The sequence below is a fragment of the Rhizobium sp. S152 genome (genome assembly GCF_030380735.1).
In the GTDB taxonomy this organism is placed as follows: domain Bacteria; phylum Pseudomonadota; class Alphaproteobacteria; order Rhizobiales; family Rhizobiaceae; genus Rhizobium.
Genome location: NZ_JAUDRZ010000001.1, coordinates 39,752 through 65,633, shown reverse-complemented (window position 1 = coordinate 65,633; position 25,882 = coordinate 39,752). Strand labels below are relative to the sequence as shown.

26 protein-coding genes, 1 tRNA gene and 1 pseudogene are annotated in these 25,882 nt (G+C 62.8%); 23 read left to right on the top strand and 5 right to left on the bottom strand.

Annotation, left to right across the window (positions count from 1 at the left end):
- Positions 1-16 precede the first annotated feature (16 nt).
- From pdxA to QTL95_RS00330, 4 genes are all read left to right on the top strand, one after another.
- Positions 17-997, top strand: coding sequence for a 4-hydroxythreonine-4-phosphate dehydrogenase PdxA (pdxA, locus tag QTL95_RS00345; protein ID WP_112533287.1), 981 nt, complete (start codon positions 17-19; stop codon positions 995-997).
- 87 nt (positions 998-1,084) lie between these two features.
- Positions 1,085-2,050, top strand: a complete 966-nt coding sequence (locus tag QTL95_RS00340) for a hydroxyacid dehydrogenase (protein ID WP_289717987.1) — start codon at positions 1,085-1,087, stop codon at positions 2,048-2,050.
- 47 nt (positions 2,051-2,097) lie between these two features.
- Entirely contained in the window at positions 2,098-3,150 is a 1,053-nt protein-coding gene (locus QTL95_RS00335) for an Ldh family oxidoreductase (RefSeq protein ID WP_289717986.1), read from the top strand.
- Positions 3,151-3,631: 481 nt separating this feature from the next.
- A complete protein-coding gene (locus QTL95_RS00330) occupies positions 3,632-3,820 on the top strand; it encodes a hypothetical protein (protein WP_289717985.1) in 189 nt (62 codons plus the stop codon).
- A 297-nt stretch (positions 3,821-4,117) separates the two neighbouring features.
- Here QTL95_RS00330 and QTL95_RS00325 read toward each other — a convergent pair.
- A tRNA-Gly gene (locus tag QTL95_RS00325) sits at positions 4,118-4,192 on the bottom strand.
- Between the two features lie 250 nt (positions 4,193-4,442).
- Here QTL95_RS00325 and QTL95_RS00320 point away from each other — a divergent pair.
- The 4 genes from QTL95_RS00320 to QTL95_RS00305 all read left to right on the top strand — a co-directional run bounded on the left by QTL95_RS00320 (position 4,443) and on the right by QTL95_RS00305 (position 6,934).
- Positions 4,443-4,952 carry a prolyl-tRNA synthetase associated domain-containing protein gene (locus tag QTL95_RS00320; RefSeq protein ID WP_289717984.1) on the top strand — a complete coding sequence of 170 codons (510 nt, stop codon included), beginning with the start codon at positions 4,443-4,445 and terminating at the stop codon, positions 4,950-4,952.
- 52 nt (positions 4,953-5,004) lie between these two features.
- The gene (trxA, locus tag QTL95_RS00315) at positions 5,005-5,976 is read left to right on the top strand and encodes a thioredoxin (protein ID WP_289717983.1); all 972 of its coding nucleotides are present in this window, start codon (positions 5,005-5,007) and stop codon (positions 5,974-5,976) included.
- Positions 5,977-6,075: 99 nt separating this feature from the next.
- Positions 6,076-6,735, top strand: a complete 660-nt coding sequence (locus QTL95_RS00310; protein ID WP_289717982.1) for an LON peptidase substrate-binding domain-containing protein — start codon at positions 6,076-6,078, stop codon at positions 6,733-6,735.
- Positions 6,736-6,745: 10 nt separating this feature from the next.
- Entirely contained in the window at positions 6,746-6,934 is a 189-nt protein-coding gene (locus tag QTL95_RS00305) for a Trm112 family protein (protein ID WP_112533294.1), read from the top strand.
- Positions 6,935-6,943: 9 nt separating this feature from the next.
- On the opposite strand, the pseudogene QTL95_RS00300 reads toward QTL95_RS00305, so the two are convergent.
- Positions 6,944-8,209, bottom strand: a pseudogene (locus QTL95_RS00300) (ubiquinone biosynthesis hydroxylase); the annotation flags it as partial.
- Positions 8,210-8,244: 35 nt separating this feature from the next.
- Between QTL95_RS00300 and tesB the strand changes: the two are divergent.
- From tesB to QTL95_RS00270, 6 genes are all read left to right on the top strand, one after another.
- Entirely contained in the window at positions 8,245-9,129 is an 885-nt protein-coding gene (tesB, locus tag QTL95_RS00295; RefSeq protein ID WP_289717981.1) for an acyl-CoA thioesterase II, read from the top strand.
- A 213-nt stretch (positions 9,130-9,342) separates the two neighbouring features.
- Positions 9,343-9,693 carry a P-II family nitrogen regulator gene (locus tag QTL95_RS00290; RefSeq protein WP_037181854.1) on the top strand — a complete coding sequence of 117 codons (351 nt, stop codon included), beginning with the start codon at positions 9,343-9,345 and terminating at the stop codon, positions 9,691-9,693.
- 25 nt (positions 9,694-9,718) lie between these two features.
- Entirely contained in the window at positions 9,719-11,083 is a 1,365-nt protein-coding gene (locus tag QTL95_RS00285; RefSeq protein ID WP_289717980.1) for an ammonium transporter, read from the top strand.
- 243 nt (positions 11,084-11,326) lie between these two features.
- Positions 11,327-13,996, top strand: a complete 2,670-nt coding sequence (locus QTL95_RS00280) for an FtsK/SpoIIIE family DNA translocase (RefSeq protein WP_289717979.1) — start codon at positions 11,327-11,329, stop codon at positions 13,994-13,996.
- Positions 13,997-14,132: 136 nt separating this feature from the next.
- Entirely contained in the window at positions 14,133-14,807 is a 675-nt protein-coding gene (locus QTL95_RS00275; RefSeq protein ID WP_289717978.1) for an outer membrane lipoprotein carrier protein LolA, read from the top strand.
- Positions 14,808-14,968: 161 nt separating this feature from the next.
- Positions 14,969-15,772 carry an exodeoxyribonuclease III gene (locus tag QTL95_RS00270; RefSeq protein ID WP_289717977.1) on the top strand — a complete coding sequence of 268 codons (804 nt, stop codon included), beginning with the start codon at positions 14,969-14,971 and terminating at the stop codon, positions 15,770-15,772.
- 111 nt (positions 15,773-15,883) lie between these two features.
- Here QTL95_RS00270 and QTL95_RS00265 read toward each other — a convergent pair whose 3' ends face one another.
- Positions 15,884-16,339: a cyclic nucleotide-binding domain-containing protein gene (locus QTL95_RS00265; protein WP_289717976.1), complete on the bottom strand. Its 456-nt coding sequence runs from the start codon at positions 16,337-16,339 to the stop codon at positions 15,884-15,886.
- A gap of 1 nt (position 16,340) precedes the next feature.
- On the bottom strand, positions 16,341-17,024 hold the full coding sequence (locus QTL95_RS00260; protein WP_289717975.1) for a response regulator transcription factor: 684 nt from the start codon (positions 17,022-17,024) through the stop codon (positions 16,341-16,343).
- Positions 17,025-17,166: 142 nt separating this feature from the next.
- On the opposite strand from QTL95_RS00260, the gene QTL95_RS00255 reads away from it, so the two are divergent.
- The 3 genes from QTL95_RS00255 to QTL95_RS00245 all read left to right on the top strand — a co-directional run bounded on the left by QTL95_RS00255 (position 17,167) and on the right by QTL95_RS00245 (position 19,451).
- Positions 17,167-17,712: a L,D-transpeptidase family protein gene (locus QTL95_RS00255; RefSeq protein WP_289717974.1), complete on the top strand. Its 546-nt coding sequence runs from the start codon at positions 17,167-17,169 to the stop codon at positions 17,710-17,712.
- A 140-nt stretch (positions 17,713-17,852) separates the two neighbouring features.
- Positions 17,853-18,683, top strand: coding sequence for an aldo/keto reductase (locus QTL95_RS00250; protein WP_289717973.1), 831 nt, complete (start codon positions 17,853-17,855; stop codon positions 18,681-18,683).
- 195 nt (positions 18,684-18,878) lie between these two features.
- Positions 18,879-19,451 (top strand): hypothetical protein, encoded by a 573-nt coding sequence (locus QTL95_RS00245; protein WP_289717972.1) that lies wholly within the window; start codon positions 18,879-18,881, stop codon positions 19,449-19,451.
- A 456-nt stretch (positions 19,452-19,907) separates the two neighbouring features.
- On the opposite strand, the gene QTL95_RS00240 is transcribed toward QTL95_RS00245, so the two are convergent.
- Positions 19,908-20,915, bottom strand: a complete 1,008-nt coding sequence (locus QTL95_RS00240) for an MBL fold metallo-hydrolase (RefSeq protein ID WP_289717971.1) — start codon at positions 20,913-20,915, stop codon at positions 19,908-19,910.
- Positions 20,916-21,242: 327 nt separating this feature from the next.
- Between QTL95_RS00240 and ffh the strand changes: the two genes are divergently transcribed.
- The 6 genes from ffh (at position 21,243) to QTL95_RS00210 (ending at position 25,862) form a co-directional block, all read left to right on the top strand.
- Positions 21,243-22,820 carry a signal recognition particle protein gene (ffh, locus tag QTL95_RS00235; protein WP_289717970.1) on the top strand — a complete coding sequence of 526 codons (1,578 nt, stop codon included), beginning with the start codon at positions 21,243-21,245 and terminating at the stop codon, positions 22,818-22,820.
- Positions 22,821-22,836: 16 nt separating this feature from the next.
- The gene (locus tag QTL95_RS00230) at positions 22,837-23,157 is read left to right on the top strand and encodes a chorismate mutase (protein WP_289717969.1); all 321 of its coding nucleotides are present in this window, start codon (positions 22,837-22,839) and stop codon (positions 23,155-23,157) included.
- A 48-nt stretch (positions 23,158-23,205) separates the two neighbouring features.
- Positions 23,206-23,574 (top strand): 30S ribosomal protein S16, encoded by a 369-nt coding sequence (rpsP, locus tag QTL95_RS00225; protein WP_289717968.1) that lies wholly within the window; start codon positions 23,206-23,208, stop codon positions 23,572-23,574.
- A gap of 117 nt (positions 23,575-23,691) precedes the next feature.
- Positions 23,692-24,276 (top strand): ribosome maturation factor RimM, encoded by a 585-nt coding sequence (gene rimM / locus QTL95_RS00220; protein ID WP_289717967.1) that lies wholly within the window; start codon positions 23,692-23,694, stop codon positions 24,274-24,276.
- An 8-nt stretch (positions 24,277-24,284) separates the two neighbouring features.
- Complete coding sequence (trmD, locus tag QTL95_RS00215) at positions 24,285-24,965, top strand: tRNA (guanosine(37)-N1)-methyltransferase TrmD (RefSeq protein ID WP_289717966.1); 681 nt, start codon at positions 24,285-24,287, stop codon at positions 24,963-24,965.
- A 93-nt stretch (positions 24,966-25,058) separates the two neighbouring features.
- Positions 25,059-25,862: a class I SAM-dependent methyltransferase gene (locus QTL95_RS00210; RefSeq protein ID WP_289717965.1), complete on the top strand. Its 804-nt coding sequence runs from the start codon at positions 25,059-25,061 to the stop codon at positions 25,860-25,862.
- The last annotated feature ends 20 nt before the right edge of the window (positions 25,863-25,882 follow it).

Genomic DNA, 25,882 nt, shown 5'->3' with positions numbered 1-25,882 from the left:
GGAAGGAAGAGGACTGATGGACAGAAATGCGAAAGTCGCGGTGACGCTGGGTGATCCCGCCGGCGTCGGCCCCGAGGTGATCGTCAAGGCGCTGGCGGCGATGCCCGAGCAGGAGCGTCGCGATTTCGTCATCGTCGGCAATACCGAAGCACTCGAGCGCGCCAACCGCACCACGAATGCCGGGCTTTCCTTCGCGCCATCGGATGCGTCAGGTGCAGGCAAGATCGCCGTCGACGAGGTCGATCTCGGCGCGCCGCTGCCCGAAATCGGCAAGGTCAGCCCCGTCGCGGGCGATGCCTCGGTGCGCTATATCAGCCGCGCGGTGGATCTCGCGCTGTCGGGGCAGGCGGATGTCATCGTCACCGCGCCGATCAACAAGGAAGCGATGAACCTTGCCGGCCATCACCATGACGGCCACACCGGCCTGCTTGCGCATCTGACAGGCTCGAAGAGCTCGTTCATGCTGCTCGCTTCCGAACGCCTGAATACGATCCACGTCTCCACCCACATCTCGCTGAAGGGCGCGATCGAGCGGGCGAAGACGGAGCGCGTGCTGGCGACCATCGAGGCGGGGCACAACCATTTCCTGCGGCTGGGGAAGAAGGCGCGCATCGCCGTTGCCGGGCTCAATCCGCATTGCGGCGAAAACGGCCTGTTCGGAACTGAGGACAGCGAATTCCTGGCGCCGGCTGTGGAGCTGGCGCAGGCCAAGGGCATCGACGTCGTCGGCCCGATCTCCGCCGATACCGTCTTTGCCCGCGCCTATAACGGTGCCTTCGATCTCGTCATCGCGCAGTATCACGATCAGGGCCACATCCCGATCAAGCTGGTGGCCTTCGACACCGCCGTCAACGTATCGCTCGGCCTGCCGATCGATCGCGTTTCGGTCGATCATGGCACCGCCTTCGATATCGCCGGCACCGGCCAGGCCAACCACGTCAACATGCTTTCCGCCATCGCCTATGCCCGGCTGATGGCCCGTTCGCCGCGCCGCTAGCGCGCCTGATCGTTTCAAGATCGCACCGATTTTGCCGACGGCGCCCACAGCGCCGCGGCTCCGCCATGCTCGCGGGAGGAGATGAGGATGGAAAAGACAGTCGTCATTCTGGGAGGGGACCTCGCGCCCGAGGGCCGCGCGGTGCTCGAGGCCGCAGGCGTCACCACGATCGCCACGCCGCCCTACATCGACAGATCGAAGGTGATCGCCGCCATGCAGGCGCACCGGCCGGATGCGGTCATTGTCCGGCTGCTGGCCGAGCAACTCGGCGCCGAGGAAATGGAGGCGGGCGGACGGCTGCGGCACATCGCCAAGCATGGCGTCGGCACCAATGACATCAACGTTGCGGCGGCCACGGCGCGCGGCATTCCGGTGACGATGACGACGGGCAGCAACGGCCATTCCGTGGCCGAGCACGCGCTGGCGCTGATCATGGCGCTCGTCAAGGACCTGCCCCGGCAGGACGCCCTGATCCGCGACGGGATCTGGGACAAGAACCGCTATCACGGGCGCGAGCTGCGCGGCCAGCATCTCGGCATCGTCGGCTTCGGCTTCATCGGCCAGACGCTGGCGCGCATGGCGCAGGTAATCGGCATGGTCGTCTCCGCCTTCGATCCGCATACGCCCGACCACGCCTTTGCCGATGGCGTCACGCGCGACATCGATCTCGATGCGCTTCTCGGAAAAGCCGATATCGTCAGCCTGCACTGTCCGCTGACGCCCGAGACCGTCAACCTCATCGACGGCAGGCGCATCCGCATGATGAAGCCGGGGGCGCTGCTCATCAATACAGCGCGCGGCGAAGTGGTGGAGGAGAGGGCGCTGGTCTCGGCGCTGGAAGACGGACATATCGCCGCCGCCGGGCTCGACAGCTTCGCGATGGAGCCGCCCGGCATCGACAATCCGCTCGTCCACCTCTCGAACACGCTGGTGACCCCGCATGTGGCGGGCGTGACACTCGATGCCAAGCGCGCCGTCTCGGTCATGTCGGCCGAGCAGGTGCTTGCGATTTTCAAGGGCGAGACGCCGGCGCCGCGCTTCCTCGCCCGCTGACCACAGGGGTCGCCGACAAGGCCGGCCCGATCCAAGGGAGATATCCGATGGGCGAAACGCCTGACACCCACCCATACCGGCCGGAGGCGTTGCGCGCCTTCGCGAAGTCGCTGTTTTCCGCCGCAGGGCTGGAGGAGGAGAAAGCCGCCGCCGTCGCGCAGTATCTGGTCGAGGCGGATTTGCTCGGACATACCACGCACGGTCTGGCGCTCGCCGGCTGGTATCTGCATAGCATCGCCGATGGGGTGATGAAGGGCAAGGGCGCGCCCGAGGTCGTCTCGGACCGCGGCCCGGCGATTGCCTGGCACGGCCAGCGACTGCCCGGCGCATGGCTGACATCTGAAGCGGTGAAGCTCGCCTGCGCGCGGGCGGAAACCTTTGGCACGGCGACTGTCACCATCGGCGATAGCCACCATATCGGCTGCCTGGCGGCCTATCTCACCATCGCGACGGATCGCGGCTATATGGTGAGCATCGCAAGTTCCAGCCCGTCCGGCGCGCAGGTGGCGCCCTTCGGCGGCACGCGGGGCATCTATACGCCCAATCCCGTCGCCCACGGCATCCCGACGCCGGGCGATCCCATCCTCATCGACATCAGCGCCTCGATCACGACGGTCAACATGGCGCAGCGGCTGCTGCGCGAGGGGCGCCACTATGATCACGATTGGCTGCTGGACGAGCATGGCGAACCGAGCCGCGATCCTGGTGTCATCGAGCGCGGCGGCACTCTGCTGCCGGCCGGCGGGCTCGATCACGGGCAGAAGGGCTACGGCATGGCACTGCATGTCGAGGCGTTCACGCAGGGGCTTTCCGGCCTCGGCCGCGCCGATGGCCTCAAGGGCACCAACGCCGCCGTCACCATCCAGGTCTTCGACCCGGACGCCTTCGGTGGGCGCGAGGCGTTCCTGCGCCAGACCGGCTGGCTTACCGACGCCTGCCACGCCAACCCACCCCGCCCCGGCGTCACCCGCGTCCGGCTGCCCGGCGAAAACGGCCTGGCGCGGAAGCGGCAGGCGGAGAGAGACGGCGTGGTGCTGCACCCGGCGATCATGGCATCGCTTAAGCCGCATGCGGAGCGGCTGGGGGTGGGGATGGTGTGAGGAGGGACACGGCGTGATTGATTAGAGGCTTTCAGTAAGATCGAAGTAGCCGATTCGGGTTGAGTTGTCGGAGGCACTAACAATCTGCTTGCCTTCGCTGATGTAATTCACCGCTTATCCCCGCAATTCACCGCTTAGCCAAGCATTAACAAGATGTTAAAGCGGTTTCTTGCAACGCGCTGATTCCAAAGCAAAATCATGTGGAAAATAATTTCTTTATTTCTAGCAGGGCTTTAAAATGCTGTGTTGCTCCACAGCGCGCGCCGTTCCTGCCCCTTGACGGAATCGGATGTTTTAAACTTTATATTGATCGTTCGGCTGGATTGTCTGGCGAATGAACACAAAAGCCGGGGCTGCAACCCCGGCTCCGTGTTGAAACTGTAAAAACCTTGGTCGGCTTACAGATCCCCTTAACGGCTCCGAACATACGCGGAGTGGGTAATCTGTCAAGTCGGGCGGGGGCTGTATAAGGTCCTAAACGATGAAGCATACGAACTACAGATTTTCGTTTGAAGACGCCGTGCAGGTCTGGTTGCGCCGTTGGAATGGCGAATACCAGCACCAAATCGCCGCCAGCTATGGCGTTAATCAGGGTCGCGTCAACGAGATCTTGAAGGGAAAAGCCCATTTGGGTTCAGAACAGATCGCGAAGAAGCAAACTCAGCACTGAAGTGGTTTAGCCGCCCGCCTTGTATGTGGTGGGCGGCGCCTCTTGATCCTCGAACTCTCGTAAGCTTTACTCTTCAGAGCGAAGGCAGTCGGCCTATACGTTCCGAGGCGATCCTTCGCATTCGTCAGAGCCAGCTTGGTGTCACCAACATCTGCCATAATAGTCACGGCCGCGGTGCGGCAAGCTGATTTCGCTGTGCCCGATAATTTTTGCCGCGTAACGCACGGCTCCATGTATCACAAATGATAAAAGGCCCGGATAACCGAGCCTGTAATCATCTGAATTATTTAAGAAAACTGGAGCGGGCGAAGGGATTCGAACCCTCGACCCCAACCTTGGCAAGGTTGTGCTCTACCCCTGAGCTACACCCGCTCAATCCGCACCGGTCCGGGGTAGTTGTGAGGACCGTGGGCGCCACCTTGCGGCGACGGGCGCTATATCGCCCAAGTGATTTTCAAATGCAACAGGGAAATGACGGAAAGTCGAAGAAAAATTCGGAGGCGTCCGGCGGGCCGATGAAATGGCCCGCAAATGCAGGGAAAAGCGTCGTTCGGAAAGATTGCAAAAGCGGGGCATGGGACTTAATCAAGGGCCACATTTTCTCACGCCAATGGATTCCGAGATGACCGAAACGACGCCGAAGACCCGTGACGAGCTGTTTGCCTTTCTCGATGGGCTGGGAATCAAGCACACGACAAAGGATCACGCTCCGGTCTTTACCGTCGCCGAATCGGTTTCGCTGCGCGACGAAATCCCCGGCGGGCATACGAAGAACCTCTTCGTGAAGGACAAGAAGGATCAGTTCTTCCTGCTGACGGTTGAGGAAAATGCCACGGTCGATCTGAAGACGGTGCACACGCTGATCGGCGCGGCGAGCAAGGTGTCGTTCGGCAAGCCGGAAAAACTGATGGAGTATCTCGGCGTCATTCCCGGCTCGGTCACGGCTTTCGGCGCGATCAACGATGGCGGCCACAACGTCACCTTCGTGCTCGACGCGGACCTGATGCGCGACGAGATCATCAACTGCCACCCTTTGTCCAACGACGCCACGACCTCGATTTCGAGCTCCGATCTCGTTCGTTTCATGGAAGCGACCGGGCACAAGCCGCTTGTCTTGAAAGTGACGTCCTGACATACGATTTTAGCGGAAGATAAAGCCGGTTGACCGGCGACGGGAGATATCCATGAGCGGCAACGACAATCCTTACAGCAACTCCTTCGGCCAGATGTCGGCAACGGCGAGCTATGGCGCGGCGCCTGCCGCGGCTCCCCCGGCCGGCGGTCTGATCAAGGATACGACCACCGCCACCTTTGCCAAGGATGTCATCGAGGAATCGCGTAACCAGCCGGTGCTGGTCGATTTCTGGGCACCCTGGTGCGGTCCGTGCAAGCAGCTGACGCCCGTCATCGAAAAGGTGGTCAACGAAGCCCAGGGCCGCGTCAAGCTGGTGAAGATGAATATCGACGACCATCCGTCGATTGCCGGTCAGCTCGGCATCCAGTCGATCCCCGCCGTCATCGCCTTCGTCGGCGGCCGCCCGGCCGATGGCTTCATGGGCGCTGTGCCGGAAAGCCAGATCCGCGAGTTCATCGATCGCATCGCCGGTCCCGCCGGCGCCGATCAGGCGGCCGAAATCGAAGCCGCGCTCGCCGAGGCCGACGGCCTGATCGCGAGCGGTGACGTCAATGGTGCCGCGCAGCTCTACGGCGCCGTCATGCAGGCCGATCCTGATAATGCAAAGGCGCTTGCCGGCATGGCCAATTGCATGATCGCGGCCAACCAGCACGAGCGCGCCCGCGAGGCGCTGGCCGATCTGCCGGAAGAGATGGCCAAGGATCCGGCGATCCAGGCGGTGGTCAAGAAGCTGGAGCAGATCGAGGAAGCCCGCAAGCTTGGCGATCCCGTGGCGCTCGAGCACGAGCTTGCGCGCAATCCGGATGATCACGAAGCGCGCATGAAGCTCGCCAAGATCCGTAACGTCGAAGGAAACCGCGAAGAGGCGGCCGAGCATCTGCTCTATATCATGCGCAAGGACCGGACCTTCGACGACGACGGCGCGCGCCGTCAGCTCCTGCAGTTCTTCGAGGTCTGGGGCTTCAAGGATCCGGCCAGCGTTTCGGGGCGGCGCAAGCTTTCGGCGCTGCTGTTCTCCTAAGTTTCGGGCAATGCCCTTGCGTTTTCGGTGCCGGGCACCACATTCCCGTTAGTGCCGGAGCGTGGTGTTGCGCCGGCCAAATATGCGGGAATGGCCTCTATGCAAGTGGGCAATGCACGATATCTCAAGCCTGGCGACCTGCCCGACACGGTCGCCGTTTTTCCCCTGACCGGCGCGCTTCTGCTGCCGACAGGACAGTTGCCGCTGAATGTTTTCGAGCCGCGCTATCTCACCATGTTCGACAATGCCATGGCCGGCAACCGCCTGATAGGCATGGTGCAGCCGGCGCTCGGCGAGCAGGACGAGACCAATCTGGCGCCGGTCGGCTGCCTCGGCCGCATCACCTCGTTCCAGGAGACCGGCGACGGTCGCTACATCGTCTCGCTGACCGGCATCTGCCGCTTCCGTCTGCTGGACGAGAAAGAGACGCACAGCCCCTTCCGCACTTTCCGCATCGCACCCTTCATTGCCGACCTATCGGCGCGGGACGAAGAGGAAACGGTCGACCGGGCAGCACTGCTCTCGGCTTTCAAGGCCTATCTCGACGCCAACAAACTGGAAGCGGACTGGGAAAGCGTCGAGCGCGCCAGCAATCTGACGCTCGTCAATTCGCTTGCGATGATGTCGCCCTTCGGTCCCGCCGAAAAGCAGGCGCTGCTGGAGGCTCCAGATTTGAAGACGCGGGCTGAAACGCTGATCGCGATCACCGAGATCGTTCTGGCGCGCGTCTTTGGTGACTCCGACACCGTCTTGCAGTAAGCTCTCGCGCATGGACGAAAAACTCAGCCGCGTCGATCCCAAGCTTCTCGAACTTCTGGTCTGCCCGCTCACCAAGGGCCGGCTCGTCTATAGCCGCGAACAGAACGAACTCGTCTCCGAAAAGGCAAAGCTCGCCTATCCGATCCGCGACGGCATTCCCATCATGCTTGTGTCCGAGGCGCGCGAGATCGAGGACTGACCGAAACGGTCAAATCGTCTCGCCCGCCAGCAGGCGCGGGTTTTCCTTCGCCGTGGTGCCGGCCGCCTGGCCGATGAAATAGGATTTCAGGCCAGGCAGACGCTCGACGATACCGAGTCCGAAGTCGCGGGCGATGCGGATCGGCGCGATGTCGTTGGAGAACAGCCGGTTCAGCACGTCCGTCGTCACGCCCATGCGGAAGGTGTCAAAGCGGCGCCAGGCTTGGTAGCGCTCGAGAATGTTGATCGAGCCGATATCGAGGCCGAGGCGATCGGCTTCGACGATGGTTTCGGCCAGTGCCGCCACATCCTTGAAGCCGAGGTTGAGGCCCTGACCCGAGATCGGGTGGATGCCGTGCGCCGCATCGCCGGCAAGGGCTATGCGCGGCGCCACGAAGGCGCGAGCGAGCGTCAGGCCGAGCGGAAAGGCGCGCTTGGGGCCGACGACCTTCAGCGTGCCCAGCTTGTGGCCGAAGCGGCGTTCCAGTTCCTCCTCAAAGATCAGGTCGTCGGAGGCGACCAGCCGATCGGCGTCATGTGTCCTCTCCGTCCAGACCAGCGACGAGCGGTTTCCGGGAAGCGGCAGGATGGCGAACGGGCCCGATGGCAGGAAGTGCTCCTCGGCGCAGCCATGGTGCGGGCGCTCGTGCTCGACCGTGGTGACGATGCCCGACTGGCCGTAGTTCCAGCTCACCGTCTTGATGCCGGCGAGATCGCGCAGATGCGAGCGCACGCCGTCGCAGGCGACGACGAGGCGGGTTTCGATGGCGCTGCCGTCGGAGAGCGTGACTTCGGCATGGGTGTCCAGAGTCTTCAGGCCGGTGGCGCCGAGGCCGTGGCGGATCTCGATGCCAAGGCGCTCGCAGGCGCCGCGCAGCGCGCGCACCAAGGCGAGGTTCGGCACCATATGCGCGAAGGGCTGGCCGTCCTTCACTTCACCGTCGAAGGTCAGGAAGACGGGGCGAACGGGATCGGAGGTCTTCGAATCGGTGACGATCATGCGGGTGATCGGCTGCGCCTCGGGTTCGATTTCCTTCCAGATGCCGAAAACATCGAGCATGCTGGTGGCGGCGGCGATGATCGCGGAGGCGCGCATATCCTTTTGCCAGACGCCCGCAGGCGCTGCTTCGACCACCACGACATCGAGACGCGGCGCCGCCTGCTTGACGGCGACGGCAGCGGAAAGTCCTACATAACCCGCCCCTACAACCAGCATGTCGTGCATAGCATCCAGTTCCGTTCTTTTAGAATATCGTGTTGATCTATATAGATCATCGCCACCGCACTTCCTACTGTCCGGAGTTGTACAAAATGACGCGCGCCCCCGAAAATCCGACCGCGATGGAAACCCTGCTCTCGACGCTTGATCTCGAGCCGATCGAGGTCGACATCTTTCGCGGGCGCAGCCCTCAGGTCGGCTGGCAGCGGGTTTTCGGCGGCCAGGTGATCGCCCAGGCGCTGATGGCGGCGCAGCGGACGGTGGAGCGCGAACGGCTTGTGCACTCGCTGCACGCCTATTTTATGCGGCCCGGCGATCCCTCGGTCCCGATCGTCTACCAGGTCGAGCACATTCGCGACGGCTCCAGCTTCAACACCCGCCGCGTCGTCGCCATCCAGCACGGCAAGGCGATCTTCGCGCTGTCGGCGTCCTTCCAGATCGAGGAGCCCGGCTTCGAGCACCAGATCGTCATGCCCGACGTACCCGCGCCCGAGACGTTGATGGACGAGCGCGAGATCGCCAAGCGCTATCTCGCCAACGCGCCGGAAGCGATCCGCAAATATTGGGGGCGCGAGCGGCCGATCGAGATCCGGCCGGTGTCGCTGACGCACTATTTCTCCGACAAGAAACTCGATCCGGTTCAGCATATCTGGGTGCGCGCCAACGGGCCGGTGCCCGACGATCGCTACTGCCAGGCGTCGGTGCTCGCCTATCTCTCCGACATGACGCTGCTCGACACGTCGCTCTATCCGCACGGCACGTCGATCTTCGATCAGACGATCCAGGTGGCGAGCCTCGATCACTCGATGTGGTTCCACCGCCCGACCCGGCTCGATGACTGGCTGCTCTATACGCAGGACAGTCCGTCCGCATCCGGCGCGCGAGGTCTGACACGCGGTAGTCTCTTTACGCGAGGCGGTGTCCTGATTGCGTCGGTCGCCCAGGAGGGTTTGATTCGTAAAAGGGCAAATGAATAAATAGTGAGCAACTTCGTCCATTTGTGTGTTTTTTGAGCGATTATTAGGCAATCATTTGCCTGTTTATTGGTTTCTCCAAATATAGAGTTTATTTTTCAATAACTTAATCACCCCATTCGAATCTGGCACGCCCCTTGAATGTAAAGAGGTGGTCGCTGACGGCAACTGCCTCGGCGTCAAGGAGAGTCGGCTCCGCGCCGAGGGTAACGAAGGATGGGAAACCAGATGAAAATTGTGATGGCCATTATCAAGCCGTTCAAGCTGGACGAGGTGCGCGAAGCCCTCACGGCGATCGGCATTCAGGGCCTGACCGTAACCGAAGTGAAGGGTTACGGACGCCAGAAGGGGCATACCGAAATCTATCGCGGCACCGAATACGCGGTCAGCTTCCTGCCGAAGCTCAAGATCGAAGTCGCCGTCGCCACGGAGATCGTCGACAAGGCCGTTGAAGCCATCGCCTCGTCGGCCAAGACCGGCCAGATCGGCGACGGCAAGATCTTCGTCTATTCGATCGACCATGCCGTTCGCATCCGTACCGGCGAAACCGACTCAGACGCGCTGTAAGAACGGTAGCAAGGAGCTTTTTTCTATGTCCATTTCCAAGATTTCTTCCACTTACGCGCGCCTTGCCGCTGCGTCCGCCGCGCTTCTCGCGCCGGTCGTCGCCTTCGCGCAGGATGCGGCCACGACCGCCGCTCCGGCCGCTGCCGCCGCACCGGTTCCTGACAAGGGCGACACCGCCTTCATGTTCATCTCCACGCTTCTCGTGCTGTTCATGATCCTGCCGGGTCTGGCACTGTTCTACGGCGGCCTGGTTCGCGCCAAGAACATGCTGTCGGTACTGATGCAGTGCACGATGGTTGCTGCTGTCCTGATGCTCATCTGGGTCATCTATGGCTATTCCTTCGCCTTCGGCGGTTCGGAAAGCGCATACTGGGGCGGCACGGCGAAGATGTTCCTCGCCGGCGTCACCAAGGATTCGACGGCTGCGACCTTCTCTGAAGGCGTCGTCATTCCCGAGTTCATCTTCGCGATGTTCCAGATGACCTTCGCGGCGATCACGCCCGCACTGATCGTCGGCGCCTTCGCCGAACGCATCAAGTTCTCGGCCGTCGTGCTGTTCTGCGCACTTTGGGCAACCTTCGTCTACTTCCCGATCGCTCACATGGTCTGGGACGCAAACGGCCTGCTCTTCAAGATGGGCGCGCTCGACTTCGCTGGCGGCACCGTCGTTCACATCAACGCCGGCGTTGCCGGTCTGATCGGCGCGATCATGGTCGGCAAGCGTACCGGCTTCGGCAAGGACATGATGGCTCCGCACTCGATGACGCTGACCATGGTCGGTGCCTCGATGCTCTGGTTCGGCTGGTTCGGCTTCAACGCCGGCTCCAACCTCGAAGCTTCGGGCGGCGCGATGCTTGCCACCGTCAACACCTTCGTCGCCACGGCTGCCGCCGTCGTTTCGTGGGCTGTTGTTGAAACGCTTACCCGCGGCAAGGCCTCCATGCTCGGCGGCGCTTCCGGCATGGTTGCCGGTCTGGTCGCCATCACGCCTGCTGCCGGCATCGTCGGCCCGATGGGCGCGATCATCATGGGCCTGATCGTTTCGCCGCTTTGCTACTTCTTCGTCTCCGTGGTGAAGAACAAGTTCGGCTACGACGATACCGCTGACGTCTTCGGCGTTCACGGCATCGGCGGCATGTTCGGCGCTGTCGCGACCGGCATCTTCGCCAGCGCATCGCTCGGCGGCATCGGCTATGCCGAAGGCGTCACCATGGGCGGCCAGGTCATGACGCAGATCACCGCAATCGCCACCACCATCGTATGGTGCGGCGTCGGCTCGGCGATCCTCTACAAGATCGTCGACGTCATCGTCGGTCTGCGCGTGCCCGTCGAAGCCGAGCGCGAAGGCCTCGACCTCGCAACGCACGGCGAAGCTGCCTACCACTCGTAAGCCTTACGGCCAGGCGGCGCTCCCATGCAGGGCGCCGCTACCATCCTTCCAAGACTTTCCGCGGCATTCAGCCGTCCCGGCCCGGACCTCCCAAGGTTCGGGCCTCTTTATTTTCGGGATACAAGATGTCGGGAGCGGATGGTTAACATCGCTTTAACCGTCCTTTGATTAGGTGGAGCGGACGCATTGGGCGCGAGGCGCATCCGCGATTCGCAAGCTTTCAGGCATTGGACGGGTACACACATGGCAAGAAGCACATCGCCAGCAATGGATGGCCGGCCGGACCGTTTCTCCCTCTCGGGGTTCGTGGTTCGCCAGGCGCAGAGCCTGTTGGGCTTCGCACTCTTCCTGCTGCTCGCGCTGGCGGTCGCCGCACTGGCGACCTGGAATGTCGCGGATCCGAGCTACTCTTACGCGACGGGCAACGAGCCGACCAACATCCTCGGCTACGGCGGCGCGGCATTCGCCGATATCCTGATGCAGTTCTTCGGTCTTGCCAGCGTCGTCGCGCTGCTGCCCGTCGTCGCCTGGGCGCTGGCGCTGATTTCCGGCCGCCGCTTCAGCCGCGTTCCGGCGCGTCTCGCCGCCTGGGGCGTGGGCTCTATCCTGTCCTCGGCCGTCCTCGGCTGCTTCCCGCCGCCGCTGACCTGGCCGATCCCCAATGGTATCGGCGGCGTCATCGGCGACATGATTCTGCGTTTCCCGGCGCTGTTCGTCGGCGCCTATCCGACCGGTGCGTTCGCCACCGCCGTCGGCGCCGTCTTTTCCATTCCGACTGTCTGGATGATGCTCTTTGCATCGGGCATCGTCGGCGCGGCATCGGACGAAGACGAGGACGAAGTTAATTATGCCGATACGCGATCCAGGCTTCCCTCCGTCGGCGACGAGGACGAAGACGAGGATGGCGGCGGCTGGCTTGCCTTCGGCGCGCTGACGCATGCCTGGTACATGAGCCAGGCGCGGATGCGCCGCATGCTCGGCATGGGTCCGCGCAAGCGCCGCCAGGACGATTTCGAATCGCCCTACGATTTCAATGACGACGAGTTCGGCAAGCTCAACGAGCCGGTGCGCGCCAAGACGCCCACGATGCGCGGCGAGCGCATGGATCCGTCGATGGAACCGCGTGGCGCATCGCCGCGCCGTATCGTTTCGGCGCCTTCGATCTCGCTCAACGACGACGATGACGACGACGCGCCGTTCGGCGACGACATGCCGCCGCGCCCGGCCGGCATCCTGCCTGACGACGATGACGACAACGGCTGGATGATGCGCGCGCCCGCCAGGCAGGCCGGCGGCCGTGCCGAACCGCGCGTGGTGCAGCCTTCCGCCCGCCCCAAGCCCGGCGCACGTGTCGAACGCGAGCAGCAGGGCTCGTTCATCCGCCCCGAAGGCTTCCAGCTGCCGTCGATGCATCTGCTTGCCGAGCCCAAGGCAGTGGTGCGCGATTCCACACTGTCGGCCGACGCGCTGGAGCAGAATGCCCGCATGCTCGAAGGCGTGCTCGAGGATTTCGGCGTCAAGGGCGAGATTATCCATGTCCGCCCAGGTCCCGTGGTCACGCTGTACGAACTGGAACCGGCGCCCGGTATCAAGTCGTCGCGCGTCATCGGCCTTGCCGACGATATCGCCCGCTCGATGAGCGCTATCGCAGCTCGCGTCGCCGTGGTACCGGGCCGCAACGCGATCGGCATCGAACTGCCGAACAACATCCGCGAGACCGTCTACCTGCGCGAGATGATCGCCTCCAGAGATTTCGAGAGCTCCAAGGCCAAGCTTGCCATGGCGCTCGGCAAGACGATCGGTGGTGAAGCGGTGATCGCCGACCTCGCCAAGATGCCGCATCTGCTGGTGGCCGGTACGACCGGCTCGGGTAAATCCGTCGCCATCAACACCATGATCCTGTCGCTGCTCTATCGCATGACGCCGGAACAGTGCCGCCTGATCATGATCGATCCGAAGATGCTCGAACTCTCCGTCTATGACGGCATCCCGCATCTGCTCTCGCCTGTCGTCACCGATCCGAAGAAGGCCGTCGTGGCGCTGAAGTGGACCGTGCGCGAGATGGAAGAGCGCTACAAGAAGATGTCGAAGATCGGCGTGCGCAACATCGACGGCTTCAATTCCCGCGTCGAGCAGGCGCTCGCCAAGGGCGAGGCGATCTCGCGCACCGTTCAGACGGGCTTCGACCGCGAAACCGGCGAGGCGATGTACGAAACCGAAGAGTTCGACCTGAAGCCGCTGCCCTATATCGTCGTCATCATCGACGAAATGGCCGACCTGATGATGGTCGCCGGCAAGGACATCGAAGGCGCCGTGCAGCGCCTGGCGCAGATGGCGCGCGCCGCCGGTATCCATGTGATCATGGCGACGCAGCGCCCGTCCGTCGACGTCATCACCGGCACGATCAAGGCCAACTTCCCGACCCGCATCTCCTTCCAGGTAACCTCGAAGATCGACAGCCGCACCATTCTCGGAGAGCAGGGCGCCGAACAGCTGCTGGGGATGGGCGACATGCTCTACATGGCCGGCGGCGGGCGCATCCAGCGTGTCCACGGTCCGTTCGTGGCCGATGGCGAGGTCGAGGACATTGTCGCCTATCTGAAGACGCAAGGGGCGCCGCAATATCTCGACGCCATCACCGCCGATGACGATGAGGATGGCGACTACGGTGGCGGGCCGGCCGGCACCTCCAACCTCTCCGATTCCGAGGATCCCTACGATCAGGCCGTCGCCATTGTTCTGCGTGACGGAAAGGCTTCGACGTCGTATATTCAGCGCAGGCTCGGCATCGGATACAATCGTGCCGCGTCGCTGATCGAGCGCATGGAGCAGGAAGGCATCATCGGCCCGGCCAATCATGCCGGAAAGCGCGAGATTCTGGTGCCGACCGAAGGTGATATTCTCGACCGCTGAGCCTGAATATTTTCAAACGACGCCGGCTTCACGGAAACCTGATCGCCCTGAAACCGTTACTTTCTGCAGGCCTGCGAAAGCCGCCATGATGGCGCCGCGTTTCGGCAGCATCCAGAAATGCCTAGAGGAGACCTAGATGAACAACTCCGAGACCTTCATGGACCGCATAACGCTGACCCGCCGCCATCTTCTCGGCGCCATGGCCGTCGCGGCGGCCTCCACCACGCTGCCGTTCAACAGCTTTGCCCAGGCGGCGTCCGCCGCATCCAACAACGCCACCGCCCAGGCGATCGCCGACCATTTCTCCAGCGTCGGCACGATGCAGGGCGAGTTCGTGCAATTCGGCCCGCGCGGCGAGCAGACCGGCGGCAAGTTCTTCATCCAGCGCCCCGGCAAGCTGCGCTTCAACTATGACGACCCGTCACCGATCCGCGTCATCGCCGACGGCAAGAATGTCGCGATCGGCAACATGAAGCTGAAGACCTGGGATCTCTACCCGCTGTCGAAGACGCCGCTCAGCCTGCTGCTGGCGCAGCGCATCGATCTCTCCTCCGGCTCGGTCAAGAGCGTCAAGCAGGAATCGGACCTCACGACGATCGCGCTTGGCAACAATACGGTGTTCGGCAATTCGACGATCACCATGATGTTCGACCCGAAGACGCTGGACCTGCGCCAGTGGACGATCACCGACAACCAGGGCAAGGACACCTCGGTCATGGTGTTCAACGTCAAGACCGGCGTACAGTTCGACGACAAGGTCTTCCGGGTTCCGTACGAGGTCATTCCTGGTACAGCCGCTTACCGCGACTGACCCGGGTACGGCGGCCTATCGCGACTGACGCATCCCGCTTGGTTAGAAATTGCTCACAAAACGCCTCGCTGCTCGCGGGGCGTTTTTCTTTGGGTGCATGCGTTCCATCGACGCAACCTTTGTTCTAAAGCCAATGTCGTTCGCATTTGAAAGGCATTGGAATGGGCTTCTCGGTCACCACGTGGAATATCAATTCGGTCAGGCTGCGCATGCCGATCGTCGAGCAGTTCGTCCTGAAGCACAAGCCCGACATCCTCTGTCTCCAGGAAACCAAGGTGCCGAACGAGCTGTTTCCCCTGGCGCCGCTCAGGGCCATGGGCTACGAGCACATCATCATCCACGGCCAGAAGGGCTATCACGGCGTCGCCATCGCCTCGCGTCTTCCGCTGACGGAAGATCACCGCCAGGATTACTGCAAGGTGGGTGATGCCAGGCACATTTCGGCGGTGTTCGAGCGCGGGGCAAAGCGCATCCGGCTGCATAATTTCTACGTTCCCGCCGGCGGCGACGAGCCGGATCGCACGATCAACCCGAAATTCGGGCACAAGCTCGACTTCATCGAGGAGATGAAGCTCCTGAAGGCCGACGGCGAGGGCAACACGTCCTCGATCCTGGTCGGCGACCTCAACATCGCGCCGTTCGAGCACGACGTGTGGTCGCACAAGCAGCTCTTGAAGATCGTCAGCCATACGCCGGTCGAGACCGACGGGCTGATCGAGGTAATGAAGCGCGGCCAGTGGCTCGACCTGATGCGCCAGAACGTGCCCGACAGCGAGAAGATCTATACCTGGTGGAGCTACCGCGCCAAGGACTGGGAAGCGGCCGACCGCGGCCGCCGTCTGGACCATATCTGGTCTTCACGCGATCTCGGGCCACACCTGCAGCGCATCGAAATTTTCAAGGAAGCGCGCGGCTGGGAACGGCCGTCGGACCATGTGCCGGTGACCGCGCATTTCAATCTCTAGCGATTCCAGGAAAAGTGCGAAGCGGTTTTCCATCCGGATTGCGTGAAAACAAAACGATGAAGCAGTTCCGCTATTCGCGGAAAGCGGAACTGCTCTAACTTGCAGTGCTTTTCAGGCGAAGCGGTGGAGCTCGGCGGCGGCACGCGCGGCGAGCGCGGCGATGTTGTCGCGGATGCGGTTTTCGATCAGCCGCGCGGCATCGGGATATTCCTCGATCAGCCGGTGGAAGAGCGAGCGGGTGATGCGCAGGACGCTGGTGTCGCTGCTGGCGACCGCGGTGAACTTGCGCTCGACCAGCGTGATCAGCGCCAGTTCCGATAGCAGCGTACCGGTGCCGGCGACTGCCTGCACTTCAGGCTGGCCGTTGCGGCCGGTGCTGATCAGTTCCATCTCGCCGCTCAGGACCACATAGGCGCACTCGGCCGGCGATCCCTCGCGAAACAGCATCTGGCCGGCGGAGATGGCGCGACGATCCGCGCCGAAGGCGATCAGCCGCAGCTGGTCCTCCGACATTCCGCCGAAGAGCGGAAGCTGCGAGAGCAGGCGGATATCGTCGTTCAGTGCCATCTTAGGGTATGATCTTGTAGCCGCCGTTTTCCGTTACCAGAATCTCGGCGTTGGACGGGTCGCGCTCGATCTTCTGGCGCAGGCGGTAGACGTGGGTTTCCAGCGTGTGGGTGGTTACGCCGGAATTGTAGCCCCAGACCTCTTCCAGCAGCACATCGCGGGTCACGACCTTCTGCTCGGCACGGTAGAGATAGCGGATGATCGCCGCTTCCTTCTCGGTGAGCCTGATCTTCTGGCCGTTTTCGGCGGTCAGCAGCTTCTGGCTCGGCTTGAAGATATAGGGGCCGACGCTGAAGGTGGCGTCTTCGCTCTGCTCGTGCTGGCGCAGCTGCACGCGGATGCGGGCAAGCAGCACGGCGAAGCGGAAGGGTTTGGTCACGTAATCGTTGGCGCCGGCTTCCAGGCCGAGGATCGTGTCCGAATCGGTGTCATGTCCCGTGAGCATGATGATCGGCGCCTTCAGGCCGCCCTTGCGCAGGAGCTTGACCGCCTCGCGGCCATCCATGTCGGGCAGGCCCACGTCCATGATCAGGAGATCGATCGGCGTCGCGCGTGCGCGTTCCACGCCCTTGGCGGCCGTTGCTTCCTGCAGGACCGTGAACTCGTCATAGAGCGAGAGCTGCTCCGTAAGGGTCTCGCGGAGGTCGTCGTCGTCATCCACCAAGAGAATGGTGCGTGCTGTCATGCGGCTATGTCCCTCGCCTTCGGTCCCGTCACTTTTACGCCAGTTCGGCACATAGGCAAAGATCGGGAGACCGCGCTGTTGTCGTATATGATGCTATATGATTTCAATCGTATCTCAGCAATTGCAAAGACATGTGAGAAAAATGGAGAAAACAAGGCGCTCGCCCGGCATACAGTCAAAGATCGTCCTCGTTCGCCCCGCTCCGGGCAAAAAAAGCCGGGCGATCGTGCAGTTCGGGCCGATCCGGGTGCCCGCCGCCATCGGTCGGTCCGGACGCACGGTGCTGAAGCGGGAAGGGGATGGCGCCACGCCGATCGCCTCGATGAAGCTGATTGCCGGCTTCAGGCGCGAGCGGCCAGTGCGACTGGATACAAAGCTTGCGATGCGTCGTATCCGCGGCGACATGCTGTGGTGCGACCAGCCTGACAATGCCAACTACAACCGCCTCGTCAAAGCGCCGTTCAGGCCGAGTCATGAGGAAATGAAGCGGGCCGACGGGCTCTACGACGTCTGCCTTGTCATGGACTGGAACGTGACATCGCGGGCGCGTCATCGAGGATCGGCGATCTTCATGCACCTGATCCGGCCGGGCTACGAGCCGACGGCGGGCTGCGTGGCCCTGCATCCGCGCGACATGCGCCGGCTGCTGCCTCATCTGAAAAAGGGAACCGTGGTGCGTGTCGTCTGACCGTCGACGGGGGTGATTATCCGGGGTAGCCGACCTATATGAAACTCGACCGGCGCTCGGGCTGCGATGCGTCTCGGGAAGCCGCAAGCGATCGCGGTTCAACACGCCCCCTGGTTTCATCGGATTTTCGGAGATCGATTTTGGCACAGCAATCCATCATTACGTTCCACGACGGCCATTCCATTCCGCAGGTCGGCCTCGGCGTCTGGCAGACGCCCGACGACATCGCCGCTCCCACGGTTCGCGCCGCCATCGAAGCCGGCTATCGCCATGTCGATACGGCAGCCGTCTATGAAAACGAGGACGGCGTCGGCGAGGGCATTCGCTCTTCCGGTATCGACCGCAAGGACATCTTTCTCACGACGAAGCTCTGGAACCAGGATCAGGGTTACGATTCGACGCTGAAGGCCTTCGACAAGAGCCTGAAGCGCCTCGGCACCGACTATGTCGATCTCTACCTCATCCACTGGCCGGCGCCGAACCGCAATTCCTATGTCGATACGTGGAAAGCCTTCATCAAGCTGCGCGAAGAGGGCCGGGCGCGATCGATCGGCGTGTCGAACTTCTATCCCGAGCATATCGAGAGGCTGATCGCCGAGACCGGCGTCGTGCCCGTCATCAACCAGATCGAGCTGCACCCCGACTTCCAGCAGAAGGCGGCGCAGGAGGCGCACCAGAAGCTCAACATCGCCACCGAGTCCTGGAGCCCGCTCGGCCAGGGCAAACTGATCGCCCACCCCACTCTCGCCGAGATCGCCGAGAAGCACGGCAAGACGCCGGCGCAGGTGATCATCCGCTGGCACATGGACAGCGGTCTCGTCGTTATCCCGAAATCGGTGACGCCGTCGCGCATCGTGGAAAACTTCCAGGTTTTCGACTTCAAGCTCGACGGCGACGACATGGAAAAGATCGCCAAGCTGGACAGCAGTTCGGCGCGGATGGGACCGGATCCGAAGACGGCGACGTTCTGAGCGCATTTGCAGACAGCAGGCGGGTGTCGAGGCGCGCCCGTCTGCCTGCCGCGGCGATGGCGTGAAAACCACAACCAAAGCCTTCAATTTTTCGGCCATAATGCGCCGATTTACCCCAAATGCGGGATGTGTGCCCATTGGCCCTTGATTATCATCGGTGTCGCGCCGCAGAGCGCGCCGCCATTGGGGATAATCATGATGCATGCATCCGCTTTTTCGATTGGCACCGCGCGTCTTGCGGTGGCGCTTGTTTCAATGGCCATGCTGGCCGCATGCACGACGCCGATCGAACGCGTGCCCGGTGATGCCGTGGTGGTCGAGGGACCCGATGATCTCAAGGGGATGACCAGGGAACAGATCGAGCAGAACGAGCGACGACTCGCGGATGCCGAAAAGATCCGGGCGCCATCGATCCAGACAGACTACCCGCGGCAGCAGGTTGCGGCGAGCGCGCCGCTATCCAGCGGCTCCGGCGGCACGCAGCTGTCAGGCTTTCCCTCACCGCCATCCGACAGCCGCGGCGATTGCGACGATGCGAACAGCCCATTCGTTCAGTGGATCAACACGGTGCAGCAAAGGGCAAGCAGTGGCGGCGCCTGCCTGAACTCCAGAGGAGCCTATCTGATCAATTCGGAAGGCGCCAGGAAGTCGCGCTATTGCGCGCAGTTCTATTCGGGAACGGAACGTGAGCAATCGATGCAGCAGGCGGTCGAATACGACCGCGTCGCCGCCGAAGCGCAGGAGACCATGCGTGGTACCTGCGGCTGAGCATATCAGCGATAGTCCGACGACCTCAAGTGTGTGAAATTTTCGGTCGCGAACATAAACTAATATAATTATTTCAACGACGTACATTTTTTCATCGTTCCCCTTCATCCCCGCGGTCGGCAACCACCTTACCCTAAGGGTGTCATCGGACAGGGAGCCGGGTTCGCGAACCGGTAACGCCAAGTTTGGTATCCGGCGTTCGATGATGGTTGTGAGAGGTGGGTAAAGGGCTGTCAGGTCTGATATCCATCCGGCAAGGAAAGGCCGAGAGACGCTCCTGTCGGCCCTGACGAACCGGAAACCTCGAAGCGATCGGGCAGGCGGAACGCCTGATACCCATACCACCCATACAATGCCGCCTGCCCATTCCCATTTTTGGGACTTGCCATCCAGCCGTCGCCGAGCCTTGCTCGGGCGCGGGATTTCGTGCTGTGTGCGATACCGATCAGCGCCTTTTCACACCACGGGCACGTCGAAAACCTCGCCCGCTCTCAGCGGCTGGAAACGCTCCGGTGCCACCCCCTGTTCCCGCAACGCGACCTCCAATGCCCTCACCGGCGCGTCCATCGCCTCGTCGGTCAACTGGAACGTCGCGAAGTGGTGGCCGGCGACGTGGGCGGCGTTGGCGAGTTGCATGCCGCGCACCGCCTCGTCGGGGTTCTGGTGCTGGCCCTTCATGAACCAGCGCGGCTCATAGGCGCCGAATGGCAGGATGGCCAGGCGGAAGGAACCGTGCTTTTCGCCGGCGGCCCGGTAATTGATGCCGTCGTGAAAGCCGGTGTCGCCGACGTGGTAGATCTTGCCTGACGGCGTCGAGATCACGAAGGACGCCCAGAGCGCCATGCTGCGGTCATTCGTGCCGCGCGCCGACCAGTGATGCGCCGGTTCGGCGTCGACGGTGATGCCGTCGGTGATCTCGATGCGGTCGCCCCAGTCCATGACAGAGATTTTGGTATTGGGCGCGGCGCGGCGGATGATCGTATCGTTGCCGAGGGGCGTGACGAAGCGGGGCCCGTGTGCGGCCTGCAACCGCTTCAGCGTCGCGACGTCGAGATGGTCGTAGTGATTGTGCGAGACGAGCACGAGGTCGATGGCGGGCAGGTCCTCGAAACGGATCCCGGGAGCGGTCACCCGCTTCGGGCCGGCGAAGGTGAAGGGGCTGACGCGATCCGACCAGACGGGGTCGGTCAGGATATTGAGGCCCGCCACCTGCACCAGCATCGAGGCATGGCCGACCATGGTGACCTTCAGCCCATCGCCCTCGATACGCTGGTCGGGTTTCGCCTGCGGGAAGGGGCTCGGCACCAGCTTCTGCCACGCCTGCCGCTCGCCGTTGAACTGCCAGCGCAGCATGGCGCGGAAGCCGAGAGGGGCGATGCCGCCAGGGTTGAAGAAGCGGGTGCCGTCGAAATGGTCGGTGACCGGGCCTTGGTAATAGGGATTCTTGGGTTTGGCGTTTGCCATGCGGTGGGAGCCTTGTCGCCGTGATACGTGATATATGCCGTGCGGGCTTCTGCATTTGGGTTGCCGTGCCGCCTTTTGAAAGGCCGCAAAACGCTTATTTGCCCGCTTTGCCTTGACTCTCCGCCCGTTTTCCTGTTTACCGCCGCTCAATCTGCGACGAGCTTCAAGACTCGAGCCACCGACCGGGACCCGCAAAGGTATAAATCGATCCCGGAGGTCCACACCCGACAGCGCGATGCGCCCTCGGGTGCTTTTTGGCTATGCGTCTTGTTTTCGTCAAGGAAAAGCACAAGGTTTCCCCGATCAGGAAATCACAAGGAAGAGCCGATGTTTGAAAACCTCCAGGACCGTCTTGGATCCATTCTGAATGGACTGACAGGCCGTGGCGCGCTTTCGGAAGCCGATGTTTCCGCAGCGCTGCGCGAGGTTCGCCGTGCGCTTCTGGAGGCCGACGTCGCCCTCGACGTGGTGCGCGCCTTCACCGACCGCGTTCGTGAGAAGGCTGTCGGCGCCGAGATCCTGAAGTCGATCAAGCCCGGCCAGATGGTCGTCAAGATCGTCCATGACGAGCTGATCGAGATGCTCGGCGGCGAAGGCGTGGGCGTTGACCTGCATGCCGCCGCCCCCGTCGTCATCATGATGGTCGGCCTGCAGGGCTCGGGCAAGACCACGACCTCGGCGAAGATCGCCAAGCGGCTCACCGACCGCGAGAAGAAGAAGGTGCTGATGGCGTCGCTCGATACGCGACGCCCGGCCGCACAAGAGCAGCTGCGCCAGCTCGGCGTGCAGACCAATGTCGACACGCTGCCTGTCATAGCCGGCCAGTCGCCGACCGATATCGCCGCGCGCGCCGTGCAGGCAGCCAGGCTCGGCGGCCACGACGTCGTCATTCTCGACACCGCCGGCCGTACGCATATCGACGAGCCCTTGATGGTCGAAATGGCCGACATCAAGAAGAAGTCGAACCCGCATGAAATCCTGCTGGTCGCGGATTCGCTGACCGGTCAGGACGCCGTCAACCTGGCGCGCAACTTCGACGAACGCGTCGGCATCACCGGCCTCGTGCTCACCCGCATGGACGGCGATGGCCGTGGCGGTGCAGCGCTGTCGATGCGCGCGGTGACCGGCAAGCCGATCAAGCTCATCGGCGTCGGCGAGCGCATGGGCGAACTGGAGGAATTCCATCCCCGCCGCATCGCCGACCGCATTCTCGGCATGGGTGACATCGTCAGCCTCGTCGAGCGCGCCGCCGAAAACATCGACGCCGAGAAGGCGGCCGCCATGGCCGCCAAGATGGCCAAGGGCAAGTTCGACCTCAACGACCTCGCCGACCAGCTGCGCCAGATGCAGAAGATGGGAGGCATGGGCGGCATCATGTCGATGATGCCCGGCATGGCTGGCATGAAAGACAAGATGGCGTCTGCCGGCCTCAACGATAGCCTGTTCGGCCGCCAGCTGGCGATCATCGGCTCGATGACCAAGGCCGAGCGCGCCAATCCCGACATGCTCAAGCATTCGCGCAAGAAGCGCATCGCGGCCGGCTCCGGCACCGATGCCTCCGACATCAACAAGCTTCTGAAGATGCACCGCCAGATGGCGGACATGATGAAGATGATGGGCGGCAAGGGCAAAGGCGGCATGATGAAGCAGATGATGGGCGGCCTTGCCGGCAAGATGGGCCTTGGCGGCCTCGGCGGTGGCATGGGTGGCATGCCCGATCTCTCCAACATCGATCCGAAGCAGCTGGAAGCGTTGCAGAAGCAGGCGGAAGCGGCCGGTCTCGGCAAGCCGGGCGGCGGGCTTCCCGGCCTTGGCACCGGTGGATTGCCGGGTCTGGGCGGCGCCAAGCTGCCGGGCCTCGGTGGTGGTTTCCCGGGCCTTCCCGGCCTGCCCAAGAAGAAGTGAAGGGGTCCTTTGAACCATGACCGATCCTGAGATCAAAGCCCAGCTCTCCAGCTATCGCCAGTCGATCGACAATATCGACGCGGCGCTGGTGCATATCCTGGCCGAGCGTTTCCGCTGCACCAAAGAGGTCGGCGTTCTCAAGGCCAAGTACAAGTTGCCGCCGGCAGACCCGGCGCGCGAGGAATACCAGATCGAACGCCTTCGCCGCCTGGCCAAGGATGCCAATCTGGATCCGGATTTCGCCGAGAAGTTCCTGAACTTCGTCATCAAGGAAGTCATCCGGCATCATGAGCAGATCGCAGCGGATCACGCCGAACAGGGCGCTGCTGCAAAGTAACCGATACCGCCCAGAAAGCGGTTCAGACACATCCAAGGAGTAACTAAAATGGCACTGAAAATTCGTCTCGCACGCGGTGGTTCCAAGAAGCGCCCGTACTACCACATCGTTCTCGCCGACGCCCGTTCGCCGCGCGACGGCCGCTTCCTCGAGAATCTCGGTTCCTGGAACCCGATGCTCGCCAAGGACAACGAAGCTCGCGTCAAGCTCGACGGTGACCGTATCAAGCATTGGATCGAGCAGGGCGCACAGCCGACCGACCGCGTTCTGCGCTTCCTGAACGAAGCCGGCCTCGCAAAGCGCGAAGCCAAGAACAACCCGGAAAAGGCAAAGCCCGGCAAGCGCGCTCAGGAGCGTGCAGCTGAAAAGGCTCAGAAGATCGCTGACGCTGCAGAAGCTGCTGCTTCGGCTGAATAATTCGAGGCTTCGGCCTTGATCGAACGGGCGGCATGGCGACATGCCGCCCGTTTTCGTTTCCATTCCGCCGTAACTCGGTTATGAGAAGCCAAACTCCGGCGCGATACGAAGGACACCATGACAAAGCTCGAAAATCCGGTGCTGATGGCAACGATCGGCGGTGCGCAGGGCATTCGCGGCGAAGTGCGCGCCAAGGCTTATACGGCCGATCCAACCGCGCTCGGCGATTACGGCCACCTGCACAGCATGGATGGCCGCACCTTCGAGGTGCTTGAAATCCGCGAGATGAAGAATGTCGTGGTCGTCCGCTTCCGGGGGGTCAACGACCGCAACGCCGCCGAGGCGCTGAACGGTCTGGAGCTTTATATCGAGCGCGACAACCTGCCGGACGACGAACTCGAGGACGACGAGTTCTTCTATGCCGATCTGGAGGGCCTGGAAGCGCTCGACGACCAAGGCGTCAGCTACGGCAAGATCACGGGCGTCTTCGACTTCGGCGCCGGTGATCTCCTGGAGATCAAGGGGCCGGGCAAGCGCCCGGTGCTGATCCCCTTCTCGGAGGCCTCGGTTCTGGAAATCGACCTCGAGGGCGGCAAGATCACCATCGACCCGGTAGCATCCGGTCTCGTCGACAGCGATGACGACGGCCCGAAGTTCACGCCGGACGAGCCTGCAAACGACAAGCCGAAAAAGAAGAAGTGAGCGACGCGATGGCATTCCGGGCAACGGTGCTGACGCTTTATCCGGAGATGTTTCCGGGCCATCTCGGCTATTCCCTTGCCGGCAAGGCGATGGAACGCGGCCAGTGGGCGCTCGATGCCGTGCAGATCCGCGACTTCGCCACCGACAAGCACCGCACCGTAGACGATACGCCGGCTGGCGGCGGCGCCGGCATGGTGCTGAAGCCTGATGTGCTCGCCCGCGCCATCGATACGGTTTCTGAAAATGACAGCCGCCCACGCCTGCTGATGAGCCCGCGCGGCAAGCCACTGACTCAGGAGCGCGTGCGCGAACTGGCGGATGGCGAGGGCGTCATCATCGTCTGCGGCCGCTTCGAGGGTGTCGACCAGCGGGTGATCGAGGCGCGCGAGCTGGAAGAGGTATCGATCGGCGACTACGTGCTTTCGGGCGGCGAGCCGGCGGCGCTGACCGTGCTCGACGCGATCGTGCGTATCCTGCCCGGCGTCATGGGCAACGATCTCTCCGGCCTGCACGAAAGCTTCGAGGGCGGGCTGCTCGAACACCCGCACTACACCCGCCCGCAGGAATGGGAAGGCCGCGAGATTCCGGCGGTGCTGACGTCAGGCAACCACGGTGCGATCGACAAGTGGCGCCGCGAGCAGGCAGTCCAGCTGACGCGCGAACGGCGGCCGGATTTGCTGGACGAGTAGGGTTTTCGGGACATCGACGGAGGGTGCCAGCCGTACCCCTTGCCCCACCATCCCGCCGGGTTTACCCTTCGCCATCCGCGCGGGGAGGCTGTCATGGCGTCGAGCTTCAATGTCAGTAGTGCAGGTGGATACGAGCAGCTGATGGGGCGGTGGAGCAAGCGGCTGGCGCCGCCGTTCGTCGATTTCGCCGGGCTTTCGGACAATGAGCGGGTTCTGGATGTCGGCTGCGGCAATGGCAGCCTGACGTTCTTCCTGCCGCAGGCGGCTAAGGTCAAGGAGATCGTCGCGATCGACTACTCGCCCGTCTTCGTCGAGGATATCGTACGCGCCAACACCGATCCGCGCATCAGCGTGCGGCAGGCGGATGCGATGGCGCTGCCCTTCGAGAACGGGAGCTTCGACCGGGCGCTCAGTCTGCTGGTGCTGCACTTCGTGTCCGATCCGGACAAGGCGATTTCAGAGATGCGGCGGGTGGTGCGGCCGGGCGGCGTGGTGGCCGCTGCCGTCTGGGACCACATGGGCGGGATGCCGGGGATGCGGATGCTGCTCGACACCGCCGCGATGCTCGATGACGACAGCCATGATTTTCGGCGCAACTATTGCTTCCGGCCGATGACGGGCCCCGACGAGATGAAGAACAGCTTCGTCGCTCAGGGCCTGGCGTCGGTCGAGCAGACATTGCTGACGATCCGCATGGATTACCAGTCCTTCGACGATTACTGGATGCCCTTTACCGGGGGCGACGGGCCGCTCGGGCAATATGTCGCCGGCCTTGAGGCCGGGCTGCGGGAACGGCTGAAAACGGCGGTGCGCGGCGCTTACGAGGCTGGACGGCCGGATGGGCCGCGCTCCTTCGCATCGGTGGCCTGGGCCTGTCGCGGCGTGGTGCCCGGCTGAGAAACCTTATGACGGCGGCA